At 46.1% G+C, this 22,165-nt stretch carries 18 protein-coding genes and 1 riboswitch; of the genes, 12 read left to right on the top strand and 6 right to left on the bottom strand.

Going from position 1 to position 22,165, the window contains the following annotated elements; all coding sequences use genetic code 11:
• Positions 1 to 160: 160 nt before the first annotated feature.
• Complete coding sequence (locus BMZ72_RS12755) at positions 161 to 655, top strand: YkgJ family cysteine cluster protein (RefSeq protein ID WP_089808824.1); 495 nt, start codon at positions 161 to 163, stop codon at positions 653 to 655.
• Positions 656 to 660: 5 nt separating this feature from the next.
• Here BMZ72_RS12755 and BMZ72_RS12750 read toward each other — a convergent pair whose 3' ends face one another.
• Positions 661 to 1,917 carry an MFS transporter gene (locus BMZ72_RS12750; RefSeq protein ID WP_089808822.1) on the bottom strand — a complete coding sequence of 419 codons (1,257 nt, stop codon included), beginning with the start codon at positions 1,915 to 1,917 and terminating at the stop codon, positions 661 to 663.
• A gap of 304 nt (positions 1,918 to 2,221) precedes the next feature.
• Between BMZ72_RS12750 and BMZ72_RS12745 the strand changes: the two genes are divergently transcribed.
• Complete coding sequence (locus tag BMZ72_RS12745; RefSeq protein WP_089808820.1) at positions 2,222 to 4,357, top strand: carboxy terminal-processing peptidase; 2,136 nt, start codon at positions 2,222 to 2,224, stop codon at positions 4,355 to 4,357.
• A 199-nt stretch (positions 4,358 to 4,556) separates the two neighbouring features.
• Here the strand turns inward: BMZ72_RS12745 and BMZ72_RS12740 are convergent, their stop codons facing one another.
• Both BMZ72_RS12740 and topA read right to left on the bottom strand, forming a co-directional pair.
• A complete protein-coding gene (locus tag BMZ72_RS12740; RefSeq protein ID WP_089808819.1) occupies positions 4,557 to 5,444 on the bottom strand; it encodes a transglutaminase-like domain-containing protein in 888 nt (295 codons plus the stop codon).
• 23 nt (positions 5,445 to 5,467) lie between these two features.
• The gene (topA, locus tag BMZ72_RS12735; protein ID WP_089808817.1) at positions 5,468 to 7,822 is read right to left on the bottom strand and encodes a type I DNA topoisomerase; all 2,355 of its coding nucleotides are present in this window, start codon (positions 7,820 to 7,822) and stop codon (positions 5,468 to 5,470) included.
• Positions 7,823 to 8,108: 286 nt separating this feature from the next.
• Between topA and BMZ72_RS12730 the strand changes: the two genes are divergently transcribed.
• From BMZ72_RS12730 to BMZ72_RS12715, 4 genes are all read left to right on the top strand, one after another.
• Positions 8,109 to 8,894, top strand: coding sequence for a Rossmann-like and DUF2520 domain-containing protein (locus BMZ72_RS12730; RefSeq protein ID WP_410492761.1), 786 nt, complete (start codon positions 8,109 to 8,111; stop codon positions 8,892 to 8,894).
• A 139-nt stretch (positions 8,895 to 9,033) separates the two neighbouring features.
• A complete protein-coding gene (locus BMZ72_RS12725) occupies positions 9,034 to 9,555 on the top strand; it encodes a KdsC family phosphatase (protein ID WP_089808813.1) in 522 nt (173 codons plus the stop codon).
• Between the two features lie 55 nt (positions 9,556 to 9,610).
• Entirely contained in the window at positions 9,611 to 10,552 is a 942-nt protein-coding gene (locus BMZ72_RS12720; protein WP_089808811.1) for a geranylgeranylglycerol-phosphate geranylgeranyltransferase, read from the top strand.
• Complete coding sequence (locus tag BMZ72_RS12715) at positions 10,552 to 11,130, top strand: Maf family protein (protein WP_089808809.1); 579 nt, start codon at positions 10,552 to 10,554, stop codon at positions 11,128 to 11,130. Before BMZ72_RS12720 ends, BMZ72_RS12715 begins: the two co-directional genes overlap by 1 nt.
• 27 nt (positions 11,131 to 11,157) lie before the next feature.
• Here BMZ72_RS12715 and BMZ72_RS12710 read toward each other — a convergent pair whose 3' ends face one another.
• Positions 11,158 to 11,520 (bottom strand): iron chaperone, encoded by a 363-nt coding sequence (locus BMZ72_RS12710; RefSeq protein ID WP_089808807.1) that lies wholly within the window; start codon positions 11,518 to 11,520, stop codon positions 11,158 to 11,160.
• A gap of 95 nt (positions 11,521 to 11,615) precedes the next feature.
• On the opposite strand from BMZ72_RS12710, the gene BMZ72_RS12705 reads away from it, so the two are divergent.
• On the top strand, positions 11,616 to 12,752 hold the full coding sequence (locus BMZ72_RS12705) for a TlpA disulfide reductase family protein (RefSeq protein ID WP_089808805.1): 1,137 nt from the start codon (positions 11,616 to 11,618) through the stop codon (positions 12,750 to 12,752).
• Positions 12,753 to 12,907: 155 nt separating this feature from the next.
• Here BMZ72_RS12705 and BMZ72_RS12700 read toward each other — a convergent pair whose 3' ends face one another.
• Positions 12,908 to 14,104 (bottom strand): homoserine dehydrogenase, encoded by a 1,197-nt coding sequence (locus tag BMZ72_RS12700; RefSeq protein WP_089808803.1) that lies wholly within the window; start codon positions 14,102 to 14,104, stop codon positions 12,908 to 12,910.
• Between the two features lie 128 nt (positions 14,105 to 14,232).
• Complete coding sequence (locus BMZ72_RS12695) at positions 14,233 to 15,411, bottom strand: trans-sulfuration enzyme family protein (protein ID WP_089808801.1); 1,179 nt, start codon at positions 15,409 to 15,411, stop codon at positions 14,233 to 14,235.
• Between the two features lie 156 nt (positions 15,412 to 15,567).
• A riboswitch (SAM riboswitch) is annotated at positions 15,568 to 15,687 on the bottom strand.
• Positions 15,688 to 15,829: 142 nt separating this feature from the next.
• On the opposite strand from BMZ72_RS12695, the gene BMZ72_RS12690 reads away from it, so the two are divergent.
• The 5 genes from BMZ72_RS12690 to BMZ72_RS12670 all read left to right on the top strand — a co-directional run bounded on the left by BMZ72_RS12690 (position 15,830) and on the right by BMZ72_RS12670 (position 22,138).
• A complete protein-coding gene (locus tag BMZ72_RS12690; RefSeq protein ID WP_089808799.1) occupies positions 15,830 to 17,281 on the top strand; it encodes a DUF2851 family protein in 1,452 nt (483 codons plus the stop codon).
• Between the two features lie 194 nt (positions 17,282 to 17,475).
• Positions 17,476 to 18,324, top strand: coding sequence for a hypothetical protein (locus tag BMZ72_RS12685; RefSeq protein ID WP_143087681.1), 849 nt, complete (start codon positions 17,476 to 17,478; stop codon positions 18,322 to 18,324).
• Between the two features lie 41 nt (positions 18,325 to 18,365).
• A complete protein-coding gene (lipA, locus tag BMZ72_RS12680) occupies positions 18,366 to 19,280 on the top strand; it encodes a lipoyl synthase (RefSeq protein ID WP_218155240.1) in 915 nt (304 codons plus the stop codon).
• A 330-nt stretch (positions 19,281 to 19,610) separates the two neighbouring features.
• A complete protein-coding gene (locus BMZ72_RS12675) occupies positions 19,611 to 20,942 on the top strand; it encodes a TolC family protein (protein WP_089808795.1) in 1,332 nt (443 codons plus the stop codon).
• A 56-nt stretch (positions 20,943 to 20,998) separates the two neighbouring features.
• The gene (locus tag BMZ72_RS12670) at positions 20,999 to 22,138 is read left to right on the top strand and encodes an efflux RND transporter periplasmic adaptor subunit (protein WP_089808793.1); all 1,140 of its coding nucleotides are present in this window, start codon (positions 20,999 to 21,001) and stop codon (positions 22,136 to 22,138) included.
• The last annotated feature ends 27 nt before the right edge of the window (positions 22,139 to 22,165 follow it).

Here is a 22,165-nt window from a genome sequence, read left to right as displayed (position 1 = left end):
CCGTTATTACGCCGCTATCTGTCCGTTCCCGAGCGAAGAGATAGCGGCTTAATAACGGCATACAAGCGTTTTAATCGAAGGAAATAGTACTGTTTTGAAGCCGGATAAGGGTTTCGACAGACTATTTGCAGGGTGCTGTTAATCCGTATCTTTGCGGCAAATGGACGAATTACTTATCAACTGGGAGCAGAAAGCCCAGGAGCAGCAGAAGGAGAACAAGCAGTTCCTGCAAAAACTACAGACAAAGAGGGGAAGGGGCGTAGAGAAGTTACTGCCGGATATGCACGATGAAGCTTTCAGTCATGTGGATTGCCTGAAATGTGCCAATTGCTGCAAAACGATCAGCCCGCGCTTTAAAATGCCCGATATCAAACGTATTTCCAAATACCTGGGCATGAAAGAATCTGCATTTATTGAAAAATACCTGCGGATGGATAGCGATGGGGATTATGTAGTGAAATTCAGTCCATGTCCATTCCTTGATGCTGACAACTACTGCAGCATTTACGATGCCCGTCCCGGGGATTGTGAAAATTACCCTTACACAGACAGCTTTGATTTTATCAAGCGGCCCAACATCACATACCTGAACAGTACGATCTGTCCTGCGGTATTCTATGTGCTGGAAAGACTGAAGAAAGTCACCAAACTCTAACGGCGTCAGGCTTTAAGGTCCAGTTTACGCATGGCAGGAGAGATGATATAGGTGGTGATCACCACACCCAGTGTTACGCATCCACCGAAAACGACAGAAGGTACAAGGCCCATCCAACGGGCCATGAAACCGCTTTCGAATGCGCCCAGTTCATTGGACGAACCAACGAACATGGAGCTTACCGCTGCTACACGGCCGCGCATATCGTCGGGCGTTTTCAGTTGCAGGATAGTCTGACGGATGATCACACTGATACCGTCCAGCATGCCGCTGATCAGCAGTGCAAAGAAGGAGAGGAGAAAGCTGGTTGAAAGTCCAAATACGATGATACACAGTCCGAAGCCGAAAACAGCTGCCAGCAGCTTCAGTCCGGGATGATAGACCAGTGGTTTGTAGGCCAGTACGAACATGGTGGTCAGGGAGCCAACCGCCACGGCGGCACGCAGGAAGCCGAATTCCAGTGATCCCACATGCAGTACATCTGTAGCGAAGATCGGGAGCATTGATACTGCTCCGCCGAATAATACGGCAAACATATCCAGCGCCATAGCATTCAGTACCACTTTGGTCTTCCAGACGAAACGCATGCCTTTGGTGAGGCCATCCAGGAAGCTTTCGCCCTGGGCTTTATAATGGATCGGTTTAGGTTTTATTCTTATCAGGCAATACAAAGGCGCAAGGAAGACACCCACTACCAGCAGCATCGACCAGTGTATACCCAGGAAGTAAATGAACAGACCTCCGAGTGCCGGTCCCGCCATACCGCCGATCTGCCAGGCACTGCTGCTCCAGGTAGAGGCATTGGCATACATGGTTCTTGGAACGATGAGGGCCATGAGAGAGAAGTTAGCCGGACTGAGGAAAGCCCTGGCTATCCCGCCGAGAAATACGAGGAAATAGACCATATTGAGGACCCATTTTGTAGGAATACCCTCCACAGCTTTGTCCCAGGTAAGCAGGAACAACCCCGTTCCGATGATGATATAAGCAATGACACACAGCAGCAGCAAGCCTCTTTTTTCCCTTTTATCCACAATATGACCGGCGAAAGGCGCGATCAATACCGCCGGTATCACTTCTGCCAGTCCGATAAGACCAAGGGCAAAAGCATCGTGCGTGAGGGCATTCACTTTCCATTCTACGATGGTGAATTGCATTGCCAGTGCGAAGACCAGCGCAAAACGGATGACAAGGTAATAGTTGAATTCTGGTATGCGTAACGAAGCGTATGGGTCGTTCTTGATGGTCGCCGGATTATCCACTGTGCAGTTTTTTGTAGCCGCAGCAAAAATACAGTATTTGAAGCATTGAGAGGTTGGCTAATCTGATAAACGGTCAGACAAAATCGGTAGAAGATGCTTATTTTTATATATCAAATCTCCTGATAGAAGTTGGTCTGGTTTTGGCATCTGTGAAAGCGTAAAATGTAGCAACCTGTTAAATGCGAGCCAATTGCATGTTCTGTTACATTGTACTGTTTCTCAATCTTTTGTTAAAAGCAATTTGCCCTTCTGACTGGATGGGGTATTTTATGTTATATTTGATGACGCTCAATTTTGGATTTCTATGAGAAGAATGAAAGTGATTATACCAGTTGCCCTGCTCTCCATCTCAATGGGGGTTTTAGCATTCAGCAAACTGCATAAAGAAGATCCTCCCGGCAGATACGAAGTGATCATGGGCCTGGTAGGACAAATACTCACTCAGGGACACTATCAGCCTAAGGAGATTAATGACGCCTATTCTAAGGAAGTTTTTGATAAATATCTGAAGAGTCTGGACCCGGAGAAGAAGTTTTTTCTGAAAAGTGATGTTCAGGGACTGCAGACAGTCGCTACACATATCGATGATGAACTGCAGGGCGCTCCGCTGGACTGCTTCAATGCGGTGAATACGCTGATCAAACAGCGTGTAACCGAAGCTGCCGCTTTCTATCCGGAACTGCTCGCACAGCCGTTCGACTTCAGCAAAGAGGAAAAAGTAACACTGGATCCTGATAAGATCGACTATCCTGCCGATGAAGCAGCCCGTAAGGATGCCTGGAGGAAAGTGCTGAAATATCGTGTGCTGGAAAAATATGTGGAGTTACAGGAAAGCCGTGACAAACAAAAAGATCAGAAAGATAAAGCAGCCACCGAAAAGCCTAAAACAGATGCCGAACTGGAAGCTGAGGCAAGGACAAAGGTGAAAAGCGTATATGACCGTTACTTTGATCGTCTGAAGAACAAGCAGGATGATAACGAACGTTTCAGCCTGTTTATCAACGCGATCACTACTACCATGGACCCGCATACTGACTTCTTCCCGCCTGCTGAAAAGCGTGCATTTGAAGAGCAGATGGCTGGTAAGTTCTTTGGTATCGGCGCACAGCTGAAAGAAGAAGATGGTAAGATCAAGATCACCAGTATCGTAACTGGTAGCGCCAGCTGGAAAGACGGTCGTCTGAAAGCAAATGACGCGATCCTGAAAGTGGCCCAGGGTGATAAAGAACCTGTAGACGTAACCGGTTATGCCGTTGAAGATGCGGTAAAACTGATCCGTGGTAGCAAAGGTTCTGTTGTGAAACTGACCGTGAAGAGTGTGGACGGTACACAGAAAGTGATCGACATTGTTCGTGATGAAGTGGTACTGGACGATACATTTGCAAAATCAGCCATCATCAATGGCCAGCATAAACTGGGTTACATTTATCTGCCTGAATTCTATGCAGACTTCAACGACAGAAATGGCGCCCGTTGCGCAGAAGACGTTGCAAAAGAGATCACCAAACTGAAAGCAGAGAATGTAGAAGGTATCATCCTCGATCTGCGTTTCAATGGTGGTGGTTCCCTGCAGGATGTTGTACAGATGGCCGGCCTGTTCATTCCGGAAGGTCCGATCGTACAGGTAAAATCCCGCAGCGGCGATCCAATGATCCTGCGTGACCGTGATAAGAGTGTACAATATGGTGGTCCGCTGGCGATCATGGTAAATGAATACAGCGCTTCCGCTTCTGAGATCATGGCGGCTGCTATGCAGGATTACAAACGTGCGGTGATCATCGGTAGCAATACCTTTGGTAAAGGTACCGTACAGCGTATGCTGAACCTGGACGACTTCTATTCCAACAAGGAAATAGGTGCACTGGGAGCTATCAAACTGACACAGCAGAAATTCTACCGTGCAAACGGTGGTTCTACACAGCTGAAAGGTGTGACTTCCGATATCCTGCTGCCAGATCCTTATTATGAAGTAGCAGAACGTAAAGATGATGACGCACTGGCATGGGACGAAATCCCTAAAGCGCCTTACACTACCTGGATCGATCCGGTGCCTGTAGATGCACTGAAGAGAAACAGCGAGAAGCGTATGGCTACCAGTGAGGCATTCAAAATGATGAGTGAAAACATCAGCACCCTGAAGAAACTGGAAAGTCAGGAAACCTATTCACTGAACATGCAGACATATAAAGCAGAGCAGAAGACTAACACCAATGCGCTGAAACGTTATGATGCAGTGAATGATAAGGTGAAAGAACTGAACATCGTTAGCCTGAGAGTTGACCTGGACAGACTGGCCAGTGATTCTTCCAAACTGGCGCGTAACAAAGACTGGTTGAAATTCAGACAGAAAGATATCTATCTGGATGAAGCAGTGAATGTAATGAATGACCTGATCGCATTGTCTTATCCTAAATTACAGGGTAAACCAGCGAATAAATAATTAGGAATTACGAATTAGGAATGACCTCAACAGTCGTTCAATAATAGAAAGAGGCGCCCATATTAAGGGGCGCCTCTTTCTATTATATTATTCCATGGGGGGTAGTTCTGGTGATAATTCCTAATTCAAAAAAAGACGGCTCGTGTTCAGCGAGCCGTCTTTTTTATATGTAAGCGTGATTCTGAAAATCAGATAGTAGCTATTCCTCCTGTTGCTTATCATCCAGCAGCTTGATCAGTGTTTTAAGCTCATCTCTTCTAAAGGCGTCTTTATCGTCCTGAAAGCACTTGATCAGCTCTTCCAGCAGGAACTGTATAACGCGTTTATTAGACTGCGGCTGAAAATAATAAGGAGTCGCCGGTATGGACATCCGTTTCAGGTAACCTTCTACGTCCTGGTGGGAGTAGATCTGTCCCTGAATAGGGTCGATAAAGAAAAGGATACGGGTATCGTCCGGTCTGGGCGTTTCGGTAAAGTCATAGAAAGTATCGAAATAACCCAGTATGAACTGGCGGGGAATATTCACTGCGTATACGGGTAGGTCCAGCATGGCGCAGAGACTCTGGTATACGATACCGTTGGTCAGCGGGTTACCCTTACGGGATTCGATGACCTGGTTGATGAAAAACTGGTTCTTCCGCACGTAGGCTACTTCTTCACCTTTCAGTCCGAAGTAGTTGTAGATCATGCTGTTGAGGACATTGATCTGCTCCAGTGGCGTGAGATAGTTATTCAGTTCCAGCCAGATATTCCTTTTGATCCGTTCTATTTCAGCGACCACCTGTCCGGGTTGCATATCAGGAAACTGATAGCGGGCTACGAGAATAGCACCCTGCAGCAGGTCAGGCGTTTCGGCTTTCGTCCATTGCTGAAGGGCTACCTGCAGATCGCTGTAATGCACACGATGGATCAGCTGTTCTATCCTTTCCTGGATAGACTCATCCACTGTATTTTCCCACAGATTTTCCAGATTAGGGATGATCTCTTTTCCAAACAATAAGATCTTGTTGGCAACAGTATCATACACCTCCTGATCGGGATCGTCCAGCAGGTGGAACAAAGCATTTATTTCTTTGGTCTCGTGCATAAAATGAATCTACAGGTGTCCATTTATTCCGCCTTCTTCTTCCTTGGAGGCGCTTTTTTCTTTGGAGGATTAGCCTTCACATCTTCAATGATTGCTTTGGCTTCTTCCAGCGTAATATCAGCGGCGGCGTCGATCTTTTCTTTAGGGATCTTATAGTTTCTAAGACCCTGTTTAATATATGGTCCGTATGGGCCTTTGAGTATCTGAATCTTTTCTTTCTCGAAAACCTTGATGGTACGTTCGTCCTTCGCAGTTCTTTTCTCCACGATCAGCGGCGCTATTTCATCCAGTTCCACTGTGTAGGGGTCCATTTCCTTTTTCAGGGAATAGAATTGTTTATTATGAGCTGCGTATGGGCCAAAGCGTCCGATGTTCACCAGTACATCCTGATCTTCAAACTGTCCCAGGTTACGGGGAAGTCTGAACAGTTCCATTGCTTCCTCTAAAGTAATGGTTTCTATACTTTGAGTGGACTTCATTTTTGCGAACTTCGGTTTTTCCTCATCTTCCGCTTTACCGATCTGGATCATTGGGCCATAACGTCCCATACGGGCCACGATTGGTTTACCGGTTTCAGCGTCGGTACCGAGCTGGCGTTCGCCTTTTACTCTTTCCGCTTTTTCCAGTGTGTTTTCCACATCTTTATGGAAAGGCGTATAGAAGTCGTTCAGCATTTTATTCCAGATCTTTTTACCATGTGCCACTTCGTCAAACTCTCCTTCGATCTTGGCGGTAAAGCCGTAGTCCATTACAGAGCTGAAATACTGGTTCAGGAAGTCTGTTACGATCATACCGAGGTCTGTCGGGAACAGTTTGGATTTCTCCGCACCGGTATTTTCGCTCTCTGTTACTTTCGTGATCTTGTCAGCTTTGAGGCTCAGGATGCGGAAGTCTCTTTTAATACCTTCCTTATCGCGTTTCTCTACGTACCCGCGTTTTTGTACGGTGGTAATGGTAGGCGCGTAAGTAGATGGACGACCGATACCTAATTCCTCCAGTTTCTTTACCAGGCTGGCCTCTGTATAACGCGGAGCAGGACGGCTATAGCGTTCTGTCGCCTTCATTTCCCTGAGGTCCAGGGCTTGTTTTACTGTGAGGGCAGGTAAAGAGCCGTCTGATTCTTCTTCATCCCCTTCATCTTCATCGTCTTTACCTTCCATGTATACTTTCAGGAAGCCGTCGAACTTCAGCACTTCACCACTGGCAGTAAGCTCTTCGTGGTTGGTGGAGATATCGATCTTTGCGATAGTCTTTTCCAGTTCTGCATCACTCATCTGGCTGGCGATGGTACGCTTCCAGATCAGTTCATACAGTTTTTTGGTATCACTGTCATCGACAGTCGCATTTTCCATATATGTTGGACGGATGGCTTCGTGCGCTTCCTGTGCTGATTCATTTTTGTTCTTGAACTTCCTGTGCTGGTGGTATCGCTGACCGTAGCTGGTTGTGATGGCGTTCTGGATATCCGCGAGGGCTGTATCTGACAGGTTCACGGAGTCAGTACGCATGTAAGTGATCTTACCACTTTCATAGAGTTTCTGAGCGAGCAGCATTGTTTTGGATACGCTGTAGCCCAGTTTACGGCTGGCTTCCTGCTGGAGTGTAGACGTTGTAAAAGGTGCGGCAGGTGATTTTTTACCTGGTTTTACCTGAATATCTTTCACTGAGTAAGCAGCGCCAACGCACTGCTGCAGGAACTTTTCGGCATCTTCCGCCGTCTTGAAACGGGTAGGTCCTTCAGCCTTAAAAGTAATATTTTTGCCCTGAAGATCTTTAGCAGTAAAGAAAGCTTCTACTTTAAAACTGCTAACGGCATTGAATGTATTGATCTCACGTTCACGCTCCACGATCAGTCTTACCGCAACAGATTGTACACGACCGGCAGACAGTGAATTACGCATGCTCATTTTACGCCAGAGCACGGGGGATAATTCAAAACCTACTATTCTGTCAAGAATACGTCTGGCCTGCTGGGCATTGACCAGGTTCATATCTAATAGGCGGGGTTGTTGTACGGCTTTTTCGATGGCAGGCTTGGTGATCTCATGGAAGACGATACGCTTGGTCACGTCAGGATCGAGTCCGAGGACCTCACACAAATGCCAGGAAATGGCTTCACCCTCACGGTCCTCATCCGTTGCTAACCAAACTTCGTCAGTATCTTTGGCGAGTTTCTTTAATTCCTTAACAATCTTCTCTTTATCGTCAGGTATAGTGTACTTAGGTTTGAAGTTGTTGGCGATGTCGATACCCATGTCATCCTTCTCCAGATCACGGATGTGACCAAAGCAGGACTTTACCTCGAAGTCTTTGCCCAGTATCTTTTCTATCGTCTTGGCTTTCGCCGGAGACTCAACTATTACTAGATTTTTTGCCATTTATGCCGTCTTTATGAGCTACTAGATACGTAAAATTTCGTATAAAAAATACAAATACGAATTTTGCAAGTATATAAAAGTAGCTTGAGAATAAAAAATAAGACTGTTTTAATGTATTGAAGATAAATGTAATATTTTTGATAAATTCATTAAAAATGAGTCATTAACAGTTTAATACTTAAATTGCTGGATAACAGCGTAGCTAACAAGGGAAGTTGCCCAGCCATATAAAGATATGAGTGCGATACCTCTGCATTGCTTTTAAAAAGAACCGGTACACCATAATATATATTTAACCTTACACCGAATGGATATAGTTATTATTGGCGCAGGAAATGTGGCGCATTGCTTTGGTCATTTATTGAAACTGCACGGTCACCAGATCTTACAGGTGATCAGTCGTAGTAAGGAACATGCCGTTGAGCTGGCGGAGTCTTTACACTCTACCGGCACCGACGACCTGCTGGACATTAATATGGAGGCTGACGTGTATATTATGGCCGTAAGTGATTCGGCTATTCCCGAACTGAACGACGAATTAAGACTGGGTAAACGCTTTGTCGTACACACGGCAGGCGCCGTTCCGCTGGATGCAATTAAAAAGATCTCTATTAATACCGGAGTAATGTATCCGTTACAATCACTCCGCAAAGAGGTGCGTAACTATCCGGCGATCCCTTTATTGCTGGAAGGCGCTAACGAGGAAGTGATGCGCAGGCTGCGCTCCGTTGCCCAGAGCGTGAGTCCCGACATCAGGGAGGTCAATTCCCAGCAACGTCTCCAGTTGCACCTGGCGGCTGTATTGTGTAACAACTTTACCAATCATCTGATTGCCAGGGCGAAACGCTACTGCGAAGGCGCCGGGCTCGATTTTTCCCTGCTGCAACCTATTATTAAGGAGACTTTTGACCGCCTGGAGAAATTCCCACCCGAATCTGTACAGACCGGCCCGGCTATGCGGAATGATGAAAATACCATGGCCAGACATCGTGGACTGATCGAAAATGAGGAGTACCTCAAACTGATCTACCAGGTAATGTCGGATAGCATCTATGACTTTCACAACAGCTGACATTATGCCTGAGCGACAGACTTCAAAAATCTGTCTTACTTTTGGCAATTAAGAATTAAGAATTAATGATTAAGAATTAGAGGAGTACCCTTTCGTCTTAATTGTTAATTCTTAATTTTTAATTCTTAATTGAATTATAATGAACATTTTAGCTCTCTTTAAGCCTGTTTCCACTTTCGTTTTTGATGTTGACGGCGTATTGACAGACGGTACTGTACAGTTATTGCCCAACGGAGAACAATCCCGCAGAATGAATATCAAGGACGGCTATGCCTTACAGCTGGCGGTTAAAAAAGGATATCGGGTGGTGATCATCTCCGGAGGAAAATCTGAGAGTGTAGTGAGCCGTTTGCAGGGACTGGGCATAAAAGATATTTATACCGGTGTGCTGGACAAACAGGAGAAACTACAGGACTACGCATTTGAAAACGACCTGAAATGGGAGGAGATCCTGTTCATGGGAGACGATATTCCTGATTACAGGGCCATGCAACTGGTAGGGTTGCCGGTTTGTCCTGCAGATGCTGTACCGGAAATTAAAAGCATCTGCCGCTATGTGTCACCCGTCAACGGAGGTTTCGGTTGTGTGCGGGAAGTGATCGAAAAAGTACTGAAACTGAACGATCACTGGATGATGGATGAGGAGATCGCCAGCAAATAACGGCTGCGATCATATTATATATAACAGGAAATATTTTTACCGCAATTATTGAATTATGAAATTGCTGATTGCCTTCCTCAGGCTGGTCCGATACCCAAATCTTATCTATATAGCGCTGACCCAGTTCCTGTTACAGTATTGTGTGGTAGCACCGGTACTGACGTATAACGGAGAAACGCCTTCGCTGTCCTGGCTGTCTTTTTGCCTGTTGTCTTTATCAACAGTACTGATCGCAGCTGCGGGCAATATTATCAACGACTATTTTGACATCAATATAGATATCATCAACAAGCCGGAAAAGATGGTACTTGATAAGATCATCAACCGTCGCTGGGCGATGGCCTGGCATACCATATTTAATATGGCCGGCGTTTCTATCGGCTTTATTGTCGCCTGGCGTATCGGTGTGATCTACCTTGGATTTACCCAGGTGATCTGCTCCCTGATACTCTGGTTTTACTCTACCTCGTTTAAACGTCAGGTGCTGATCGGGAATGTACTGATCTCTTTGCTCACGGCGCTGGCGGTGGTAGTGGTTGGCTTTTATGAGAAACAGATCTATGAAAGCTTTGAAGCGATCATGTCGCCTATCGGCAGAAAACTGATACAGGTGATCGGCGTGTATGCTCTGTTCGCTTTTATCATTTCCCTGATCCGGGAGATCGTAAAAGACCTGGAAGATATGCTGGGAGACAGCAAAGATGGTTGCCGTACTATTCCGATCGTATGGGGTGTGAACCCTGCCAAACAGATCTGCTATGCGCTGATGCTGGCATTACTGGTCCTGATCCTGCTGGTACAGGTCCGGATCGCCTTTATCGGCTGGTGGCCTGCTATTATTTATCTGGCCCTGTTGGTGCAGGCGCCTGTATTTTATATTTATATCTTACTGAAAAAGGCGCATCTGCCGGAACATTATCATAAAGTGAGCTCTCTTGTGAAATGGCTGATGCTGTCTGGTATTCTTTCCATGATCTTCTTTAAAATATTGCTCTGATGTATACCGGAAAACGTGTGATCCTTGCGTCCCAGTCTCCCCGCAGAAAACAACTGCTGGAGCAGGCGGGTATTCCCTTTGAAGTGAAAGTGGTAGATACAGCGGAGACCTTTCCTGCTGACATGGCGATTCCTGAGGTACCGGTGCATATCGCCCGGCAGAAATCGGCTGCCGTTGCTGCACTCTGTGAAGATGATGATATCGTTATTACTGCTGATACGGTTGTTGTACTGGATGATACGATCATCGGTAAGCCTAAGGACAGGGAAGATGCGATCCGGATCCTGTCTGCCCTGAGCGGACGTATACATCGCGTGATCACCGGCGTGGTGATCAAACAGCAGGGGCAGGAGTCTGCTTTCTCCAAAGAGACGGAAGTACATTTTAAGCCGCTGACCACTGAGCAGATCACCTACTATGTAGATGCTTATAAGCCATATGATAAAGCCGGCGCCTATGCGATCCAGGAATGGATCGGAGCAGTGGGCATTGACCGTATTGATGGCTGTTTTTATAATGTAATGGGATTGCCTGTGAGCAACGTTGTAGAAGCGCTCGAGGCGATCGGTAAGAAATAATAAGAGGGTAAGGTGGTTTCAGCCATCTTACTTTTTCTTCTTTTCAGCGTTTTGTTTAACCCGGTATTTTACGATCCGTGTGATCAGGTCCAGCGGCATTGGCTGGTCCAGTGGAAATTGTACCGACCCCTTCCCCTGTTTATATACTGATAATTCTTTCTCAAATTCTTCGATACCCGTTGGGGTGGGATAGAAGCCGATATGGCTTTTAAATGCGGCAAAATGCACCAGATTGCCGTTCAATACGAACGTTGGTATGGCATATTTGATGTCTTCTGTCGCTTCAGGGGCTGCTTTATGGATGGTCGCGCGCACCTGCTGAAGGATCGCCTGCACATGTTCGGGGAAATCGGCGATATAAGTATTGATGTCCGGGGCAGTGTTTTTCACGATGGCGGTATTTATTACAAATATATGCGATCAAAACGCTAAGATTTGGAGGGAAGCCGGCTTTATATAGTTATACCCAAATACCATTTAACACCATGAGCATTGTTTTTAAAAGAAGTTTGCTGGCCCTCAGCATGTTATCGCCCCTGATCATGCATGCACAGACAAAAGAGTACCGTTTAAAAGGGGAGTTTAAAAATGCGAAGCCGCATACGAAGGTTTATCTTGGAGTGGATGCAGGATTCGACAGGAAAGTAGAGAATGGGCAGGAGGTAATTCAGCTGAAAGCTGTTTGGGATTCCACAGAAATTAATAACGGCAGTTTTGTCTTTAAAGGGAAGATAGGAGAGCCGACAAATGCTACATTGATCATATATCCGGAAGCCGATTTAACGAAGTATGAAAAATTAAGCATCTATCTGGAGCCGGGAGAGATTGTTGTGAACAGTGATGGTGCGTTATCTGCTGCTACTTTTCCGGGGTCCACTCTCAATGACGATTACAAGGAGGTGGTAGCAGCAGAGTTGCGATATCACCAGGTGGATGATAGTATCAGAAGAAGCTATGCACATGCCAGCCGGGACGCTGCGACTCAGGCCCTGCAGGAATGGTATATTAAACATAAAAAAGATTATGTGCGTCAGCGGCCGACATCTTATTTCTCCCTGATGTATACACAGGATTTGCTCAGGGATGAGGTGATAAGTCCGAGAGAAGCGGCATCATTATATGAAAAAGCAGGCAATAAATACAGGCATACAGAGCGGAGCCTTGAGGTAAAGACAAATATCGACCAATTGTTGTTATTGGAGAATGGAAAGTCTGCGCCTGAATTTACCTGTCAGGATATCAATGGTAAGTCTGTATCACTTTCTGACTACCGTGGAAAGCACGTATTACTTGAGTTCTGGGCATCCTGGTGTGCTCCCTGCCGAGAAGAGAGCCCTAATTTGATTGCTGCATACAAAAAATATAAAGATGCAGGTTTTACGATTCTGAGCGTTTCGCTGGATAAAGGAGGGGACAGAGAGAAGTGGCTGAAGGCGATTGAAAAAGATGGAACAGGTGCCTGGACCCATGTATCTGAATTGAAACTTTTTGAAGGTAAGGTGCCAAAATTATATGCTGTACCACATATCCCGTTCAATTTTCTGATCGATCCAGCCGGGAAGATCGTTGCGAAAAACTTACGCGGAGAAGAACTGGGGGCGACATTACAAAAGATATTATAGTCCTATGTCCTATTCAAAAGTCCATTTATCCCGATGCTAACCCGCTTCATACATGAGCACCTGGTCCCTCAAAGGATCAGGTGTTTTTTTTAAGAAGAAAGGCGTCTCGCCAATGGCGGACGCCTTCTGCTAATATATGGCTGATTAACTGATGACTAACGTGCGTGGTCTTCACCCAGTACCAACAGATTCACATCTTTATTTTTCAACCAGTCTGCTTCTTTTAATTTCTGCAGATTGATCACACCTACTACATAGCTGTAAGTAGCTGATTCGTATTTTTCTGAGATGTTGTAGAAGTCTGTCAGATGCACCTGTGAAGCATTGCTGTAACGCAGGTAGATCTTCAGCTGTACATCGTTGGTGAATGCCGGCTGATTGGACTGTTTAATCTTCTTGTATTCGTAGCGATAGTTGTACAGCAGGGCAGAGATATCGGAGAGTACTGCACTACCGGTAGCGGTACCACCAGCGCCTTTACCTACGAAGAACTGTTTGTCGGTGAAGGCACTTTCCAGCAATACGCCGTTGTATTCATTGTATACATCGTACAGCAGGTTGTGTTCACGGATCAGGTGTGGCAATACATATGCGTTCACATGACCATTTTGTCTGCGGCAGTTGCCGATCAGCTTAATGGTACAGTTACGTTGTCTGGCAAATTGTATGTCAAAGTCGTTCAGGTGATGTATACCGAAGTTGAATACTTCTTCTGGTTTTACGAAAGTACCGAAGGCATGTAACAACAGGATCACGATCTTAAATTTAGGATCATAACCTTCGATATCCAATGTAGGGTCTGTTTCTGCAAAACCTAATTCCTGTGCCTGTTTCAGCGCTGTTTCAAAGCTCAGGTTCTCTTCAAATATCTTGGTGAGAATGTAGTTGGTAGAACCGTTACAGATACCTTCTACTGCATTCAGCAGGTCGTTGTCATAGTATTCTTCCAGGTTACGGATGATAGGAATACTTGCACAGCTGGATGCTTCATAGAGGAAAGGTACTTTGTTTTCTACCTGCAGCTGATACAGTGCAGGCAGGTTTTCTGCGATCATGCGTTTGCTGGCGCTTACTACAGCTTTACCATTACGCAATGCCGTGCTTACTATTTCGAATGCTGCATCTGTTTCATTGATCAGTTCTACTACAACATCAATGGTTGGATCATTGAGGATCTCATTTTTGTCTGTAGTGAAATAGCTTGCGTCGATAGGACGAGGCTTGTTAGGATCTTTAATACATATCTTTTTGATACGGGCATTGATACCTTTCGTTCTGTTTAGTACCTCGTATAACCCTTGTCCCACACAACCAAATCCGAAAATGCCTAAATTGATGATTTTGTTTTCCATGTTCTATACTTAGTGCTTACTTCCATTTTAATGCAGCCGGTTGATAAAATTGTGCTGCGTTATGTTGAAAAAAGTTTGTTGTAAATATTTGTCCCTTGTGTTGCGGATGCTCCTTTTGGAGGAGTTGCTTATTGCAGCACTGTCATTTGTTTTCCCGCAGGCAGATTCAGTTTATCGAGTGCCTGTTTAAGATCGTTGATCAGATCTTCTGCGTCTTCGATACCGACTGACAGACGGATACAGGAGTCTGGTAAGCCCGTCCTTTTACGGAATTCTTCCGGTATGTTCCGGTGTGTCATGGTTGTTGGATGATCCAGCATACTTTTTACACCACCGAAGCTTTCTGCGAGTTTGAATAATTTGGTTGCATTCACTACACGGATCGCATTTTTGATATTGTCATTTTTCAGCGAGAAACTGACTAATGCGCCATATTGTTTTTGCTGTTTGCGTGCGATATGATGATTCTTGTGTGTGCTTAGTCCCGGATAGAACACTTTATCCACAGCAGGATGTGCAGAGAGCCAGGTGGCGATTGCCATGGCATTACTGCATTGTTTATCCAGGCGGAGGCTCAGTGTTTCGATACCTCTGATGGTGAGCCAGGCTTCGAAAGGACTGAGGATACTGCCGGAAATATTCTGGTTAAAGCGTAGCTGATCGGCCAGTGATTTGGTGTTGACCACTACAAGTCCTGCGATGACATCAGTATGTCCTGCGAGGTATTTGGTAGCGCTATGGATAATGATATCTGCACCCAGCGGCATTGGTTGTTGCAGCAGCGGTGTGCAGAGTGTATTATCTACCACCAGCAGGATGTTATGCTGTTTGGCTATTTTGCTGATGGATTTGATATCGGAGATGCGCAAGGTCGGATTGGTAGGCGATTCCAGCCAGATCATTTTTGTATTAGGCGTGATGGCTGCCAGTACTTTGTCTGTATTGCTGGTGTCGACGAAATTTGCTTTGATACCAAAGCGTTCAAACATGTGCTGGAACATCTGGAAGATGCCGCCATAGGTATCTTCTACGGCCATGATCTCGTCACCACTTTTCAGGAGTTTCATAACAGCATCAATAGCTGCCATGCCGCTGGCGAAGGCGAAACCTGCATGTCCTTCTTCCAGGCTGCAGATGAGATTTTCCAGTACTTTTCGGGTAGGATTATTGGCACGGGAGAACTCAAAACCCTTATTGATCCCGGGAGACTCCTGCACGAAGGTGGAGGTCTGGTAGATGGGGACGGAGATGGCGCCAGTCAACTCATCCACCGGGATGCTATGCAATAATTGAGTAGCTATTTTCAATCTTCAAAGTAATTATACTGTTATTAAACCCTGGTTGGCACACGCACAAACAGACATTCATTCGGTCATATAACTACCAGAACGGGCATAAAAAAAGCCCTTCCGATGTTGGAAGAGCCTTCAAGTATTTTATTACAGTGAATTTCAATCTCTGCCAACTTATCTTCCCTCGGTTATCGTATAACCGGGGCCGGAATTAGCACCTTTCCCTGCATTTCTGCAGGTTGGTTGCTAAGGCATCGCAGGGCCAAGTCCCTCCGCCTTTCTGGATAAGTCATGTGTAAGAACTGGGTGCAAAGTTAAGGGTACTTTCATCAAATTTCCAAATGGCTGTATTTTTAATTTTTTGACGCACCTGTTTTTTTACTAATTTGATGTATCTAACCTGACTTTTAGTTATTCTGTTAACCAACCAATTATGACCATTGTACCTGTTGATCCGATCATGTCGGAGGAGCTATTCCAGCATATCTGGCAATTCCGTTTATTTACGCAGTCGGGTCTTAGCACCCTGGAGGGAGATCCTGTTCAGATAGATCATCCCGGGCAACTGAACCGTCATGCGGGACCTGATTTTACCGCTGCCCGTATCCGCATCGGCAACACTTTATGGGTGGGGAATGTGGAACTGCACCTGAAAACATCGGACTGGTTCCGGCATGGACACCAGCATAATCTGCAATACCGGAATGTTGTGCTGCACATCGTTTTTGAGCATGATGTAGCCGCTCAAAACACCCACGGTATCCCTATTCTTGAACTGCGGTACTGTATTCCTAAGTTGTTATTACAGCGTTATGAGTGGCTACGGCAGTCGCGTGCTTTTGTACCATGTGCGGGATCTGTGGCAGAAGTGCCTCCCCTGATATGGACGGGATGGAAAGACCGGCTGTTGATAGAACGGCTGGAACAACGGGCGGATGCCATGAAGGTCTGGTTGCTGCAAACGCAGTATGACTGGGAGGAAGTGTGTTATCGTGCGCTGGCCAGGGGAGCGGGTATGCCCGTGAATGGAGAAACGTTCCTGGAGCTGGTCAGATCATTGCCCTATAAAATGTTGTTGCGTCATCAGCATGATCAGCTGCAACTGGAGGCATTGTTATTTGGTCAGGCGGGTATGCTGGAAAGTGAGAACAAGGATTTTGCAGAGGATGAAGGGGAGATGAAAGGGGGGGATATAGAGAGGGTGGGGGAGAGGAGCCGGCATTCAGGTGGAGATGAGGTGGACCTGATCCGGGAAGGTGCTGTAGATCATAGACTTATAGGGGCTGGAAAAGAAACTGAGACACCGGATGATTATTTGATGTATCTGCAAAAGGAATATGCTTATCTACGGCATAAATACAAGCTCATTCCTTTAGACGGGCAGCGTTGGAAATGGCTACGGATGCGACCGGCATCTTTTCCTACCATGAAAATTGCCGCCCTGGCAGGTTTACTGCATAAACATACGCACCTGTTTTCCGCCATACTGGATGCGGGGTCTGTGCATACGCTGGTAAAGCTGCTGGATGTACCTCCTTCCGGTTACTGGCAAACGCATTACCGCTTTGGGAAGCCGGTGGCACGAACAAGGATGCCCGGCAGGAGGGCAGTACACAATATGCTGATCAATACCGTTTTACCATTATTATATGTCTACGGACGAGAGAAAAAGGACAGCTATTACCAGGAAAAGGCGGTGGCATTGATGCGGCAGTTGCCACCGGAGGATAATCATCTGATAAGGTCATGGGAGGCCTTGCACATCGGCGCCGGATCGGCAGGAGAAACTCAGGCATTATTGCAGCTGAAACAGGCATATTGTGAAGAAAAAAGGTGTCTGCATTGTGCGGTGGGAGCGAGGCTTGTCAGGAGTGGAATTGCCTGATAAACAAATCTTGTAACCATTTTGCATCCGGGGCGTTATATATACATGGGCGTGGGTTTTCAAAGAAAAACAAATTTACACATGACAGAAAAAACGTGTAGGTTTGTAACAGCAGGCATACCAATATGATGCCCCTTACGTTTATATAGTATAGCCCGGCGGCTATACTCCGTTAACTAAACAAATCTATACAGGTGAAAAGACTATACTTATCCTTGCTTTTACTGGCCATGGCGGGTGGTTTGTATGCCCAGACTTCAACTACTGATGCACCTTCCAAAAAGGAACAGCGGGAGGAACGGAAGCTGAAGCGTATTTCATTGTTTAAACAGCTGGAAGAGGGTGAGAACCTGTATCAAAGAGAATTTTCCATTGGTGGCCGTATCAATACGGATGGCTGGGCCGGTTTTTTTGAACTGGGCTGGAGAAAGAGCCGGCAGAAGGTGACTTATTTCCAGTTTGAGTTTGCGGAGAAGAAGAATCCGAAGGAAGATAAAAAGCCAGGTGCTTTAAAAGATATCGATCAATTTGGCTTTATCTATTCAGAGAAGCCTTATATATATGGTAAGCAGAACAATTTTTACCAGGCGAAACTGGGTGTTGGTCAGCAACGACTGATCGGCGGTAAGGGAAATAAAAACGGGGTACTGGTAAATGCTATCTATTATGGAGGTCTTTCCGTTGGTCTGAAGAAACCTTATTACCTGAATGTGGTAGACCCGAATACTTCAAGAGGCGTACAGGTGAAATATGGTCAGGATCCATTATATGACCAGGCTTTCCTGGACAGGTCGTCTATTATCGGCGGCGCTGGTTTCGGAAAGGGCTGGAGCGAGGTAAGTATCGTGCCTGGTATACATGCTAAAACCGGTCTGCGCTTTGACTGGGCTCGTTTTAACGAGGTTGTCAGCGCGCTGGAAGTGGGTGTAAATGCGGAGTATTATACCAAGGATGTCGATATTATGATCGACCAGGATCCGAAGAAATTTTTCTTTAATGCATACATTGCGCTGCAGTTTGGAAAGCGTTGGGACAAGAAATAGTTGAGAAGTATTAAATTTGTGTTCTAAAGAAAGGATCAGAGATGGAAGAAACACCGATCACGACCGCAACGCCATGTAGTACAGCACCTGCTGCACCAAGGACTAAAAAGCCTGACTGGCTGAGAGTTAAGTTGCCAATAGGGGAGAGTTACAAGCAGGTTCGTAACCTGGTTGATACGCATAAATTACACACGATCTGTGAGAGCGGTAACTGCCCGAATATGGGTGAATGCTGGGGAGCCGGCACCGCTACTTTTATGATACTGGGAAATATCTGTACCCGTAGCTGCGGATTCTGTGCGGTTGCTACCGGCAGACCGGATGCCGTAGACTGGGATGAACCTCAGCGTGTTGCGGAAGCTATTTACCTGATGAAGGTAAAACACGCGGTTATTACCTCCGTGGACAGAGATGAACTGAAAGATGGTGGTTCTATCATCTGGGCAAATACCATTAAAGCTGTCAGATCACTGAATGCTGACACTACTATGGAGACATTGATTCCTGATTTCAGGGGCCAGTGGGAAAACTTACAGCGCATTATTGATGTAGCGCCTGAGGTAGTATCCCACAACCTGGAAACAGTAGAGCGTCTGACAAAACAAGTTCGTATCCAGGCAAAATATCATCGTAGTCTGGAAGTAATCCGCCGTTTGAAAGACGGAGGCATGCGTACCAAAAGTGGTATCATGCTGGGTCTCGGCGAAACCAAAGAGGAAGTGGTACAGGCGATGCAAGACCTGTACGATAATGGATGTGACGTGGTGACACTCGGACAGTACCTTCAACCTACCCCAAAACATTTACCGGTTGTCCGTTTTGTACATCCCGATGAGTTCGCAGAATTGCGTGAAATAGGATATAACATGGGTCTTGACTATGTAGAATCAGGACCACTGGTAAGATCCTCCTACCATGCAGAAAAACATATTCACAGTGGACGTACCGCTCAGTAGATTTAAACAATAGTTTAAATTTACATCAGTGGTAACATGTTTCTGATTGCGAGTCATTATCTTTGCCCTGCAATTGCGGGAACGAGGTTAGCTACAGCTCCCTATGGGAGCTGATTTGCCACCTTTTTAGGCGGCAGTATCCCAAGATTTGTTAAAACCGTTAACGACCTGAACCTACCTGTTTGCAGTTTGTGCATAATGCTAAACTGTGCCCGTCCGATTTTTGCTGAAGATCACATTAGCATCTAATTGAATAACAAATATATAGTGGACAATATCGTCGTTGTCCTTCGATTGGTGTAAAGAAGATTCTGATTGTCAAAACCTTTTATGAAAAGAGTATTTTATCTGACCGCCGTACTAAGCGCCGTGCTGTACAACGCACCGTCTTATGCGCAACAGGTCTCCGATTCACTGCTTCCTCAAGCCACCCTCCAGGCTTGTATTCAGTATGCGCTCACCCACCAGCCGGTTGTAAAACAGGCCAAACTGGATGAGGATATTACTGAATACACCATCAAGGGAAAGCTTGCGGATTGGTACCCGCAGATTGGGGTAGATTACAGCCTCAACCATTATCTCAAGATTCCCACATCCTATTTTAACGGGAACTATGTACAGTTGGGCGTGGAAAACAACTCCGCTGCTTTGTTCCAATGGAACCAGAATCTGTTTACCCGTGATCTGCTGCTGGCAGGCAGAACTGCCCGCGATGTACGCAAACAGGCAAAACAGAACACAGAAAGCTACCGTATTGATGTTGTCGCAAATGTGACAAAGGCATACTACGGCATGCTGCTGACTGAACGCCAGATAGATGTACTGGATGAAGATGTGGTACGTCTGGAACGTAGTCTGAAAGACGCTTACAATCAATACCAGGGTGGTATAGTGGATAAAACCGACTATAAAAGGGCGACTATCTCCCTGAATAACACCCGTGCACAGAGAAAGACGGCTGCGGAGCAACTGAAAGCCAGCGAAGCACAGCTTCGTCAGCTGATGGGCTATCCTGTGAATGGTCCGCTGCCACTGGTGTATGATACCGTGCAGATGGTCCAGAACATACAGCTGGATACGACCGTGACTGTGACCTATAATAACAGGGTCGAAATGCAGTTGCTGGAAACGCAGAAAACCCTCTTAGACGCGCAGCTGAAGTATAACAAGTGGAGTTTTATTCCTACTGTTTCTGCATTTGCGAACTATAACTTCAACTACCTGAATCCGGAGTTCTCCAAGTTGTATAACAACAACGTACCGAGTTCCCAGGTAGGCCTGAAAGTGTCCCTGCCTATTTTCCAGGGGTCTAAACGTATCTATAATATCCGTCAGGCGGAATTGCAGATCAAACGTAATGACCTGGATATAGAAAACCTGCGCAACCAGATCAATACTGAATATACCCAGGCAATGGCTACCTATAAAGGTAACCTCAATCAGTTTTATGTGATGAAGGAGAATGTGGACCTGGCCCAGGAAGTATACACCCTGATAGAAATGCAGTACAGGGAAGGTGTGAAGACCTATCTCGAGGTGATCACAGCACAGACAGATCTGCGTTCAGCACAACTGAACTACTATAACGCAATGTATACCGTGCTGTCCAGCAAAGTGGATCTGCAACGTTCATTGGGTACAATAACAACAAACAACTACTAATAAGGAAACTGGTCGGGTCCGTACAACCTGACCATTGAAAGGACAAATATTTTCAGATGAAAACAAAGCAACACATTCTCCTCATTGGCGCTACAGGCTTATTTTACCTGGCTTCCTGTAAAGGCCCGGCTCAGAAAGCAGCCATGGTATTGCCTCCTACACCGGTAAGCGTAGTGCCGGCAGTTACTGGTACTGCTATTTACTACGATAAGTATCCAGCTACAGTGGTAGCCCTGAACCAGGTTGAACTGCGTGCACAGGTGACAGGATACATTACCGGCATTTTCTTCAAAGAAGGTGAAGTGGTACAGAAAGGAAAACCGCTCTATGAAATAGACCGTCGTAAGTATGAAGCCACTTACCGCCAGGCAGAAGCAAGTATTGCCCAGGCAAAGGCTAATCTTACAAAAGCACAGAAAGACGCAGACCGTTATCATAAACTGGCAGAGCAGGACGCGATCGCCCGTCAGACGCTGGACAACGCCGATGCTGCCCTCGACGTAAGCCGTAGCCAGCTGGCTGCTGCGGAAGCTTCTTTAATGGCCGCCCGCACAGACCTGGACTATGCTGTCATCAAAGCTCCTTTCACCGGCCGTATAGGTATCTCTCAGGTAAAACTGGGCGCACAGGTGGGAGCAGGAACGACCCTGTTGAATACGATTTCTTCTGAAAATCCGATTGCTGTTGATTTTGTGGTAAACGAAAATGACATCCCACGTTTTTCTGCTATGCAGGGTAAAACGGTGGTTCCCAGCGATTCTACTTTCCGTTTGCAGCTGCCTAACGGACAGGCTTATTCTGAGCCGGGCCGTCTGACAGTAGTGGACCGTGGTGTGGATAACCTGACAGCTACTATCAAGGTGCGTATTGAATTCAACAACCCGAAGAACGAACTGAAAGAAGGTATGAGCGGTGTGATGAATGTACTGAACGATCAGTCAGGCGACCGCGTGATCATTCCTTACAAAGCAGTGGTTGAACAGATGGGTGAATTCTTCGTATTTGTTGCGAAAGATACTGTTGCAGAACAGCGTAAAATACATCTGGGCCCTCGTCTGAGAGAAAGTATCGTCGTAATGGACGGTGTTAAACAGGGCGAGCTGGTGATTGCAGAGGGTATACAGCGTTTACGTGATGGTGGTAAGATTGATACCACTACCGTAAAGAAAGCGCCGGATGCCGCAGCTAAGAAATAGATAACAGTTTGAGTTTGAATCAATAGA

The organism is Chitinophaga sp. YR627 (genome assembly GCF_900114995.1).
Taxonomy (GTDB): domain Bacteria; phylum Bacteroidota; class Bacteroidia; order Chitinophagales; family Chitinophagaceae; genus Chitinophaga.
Note: the sequence above shows the minus strand (reverse complement) of the source record. Positions and strands in the feature narration are given on the sequence as shown.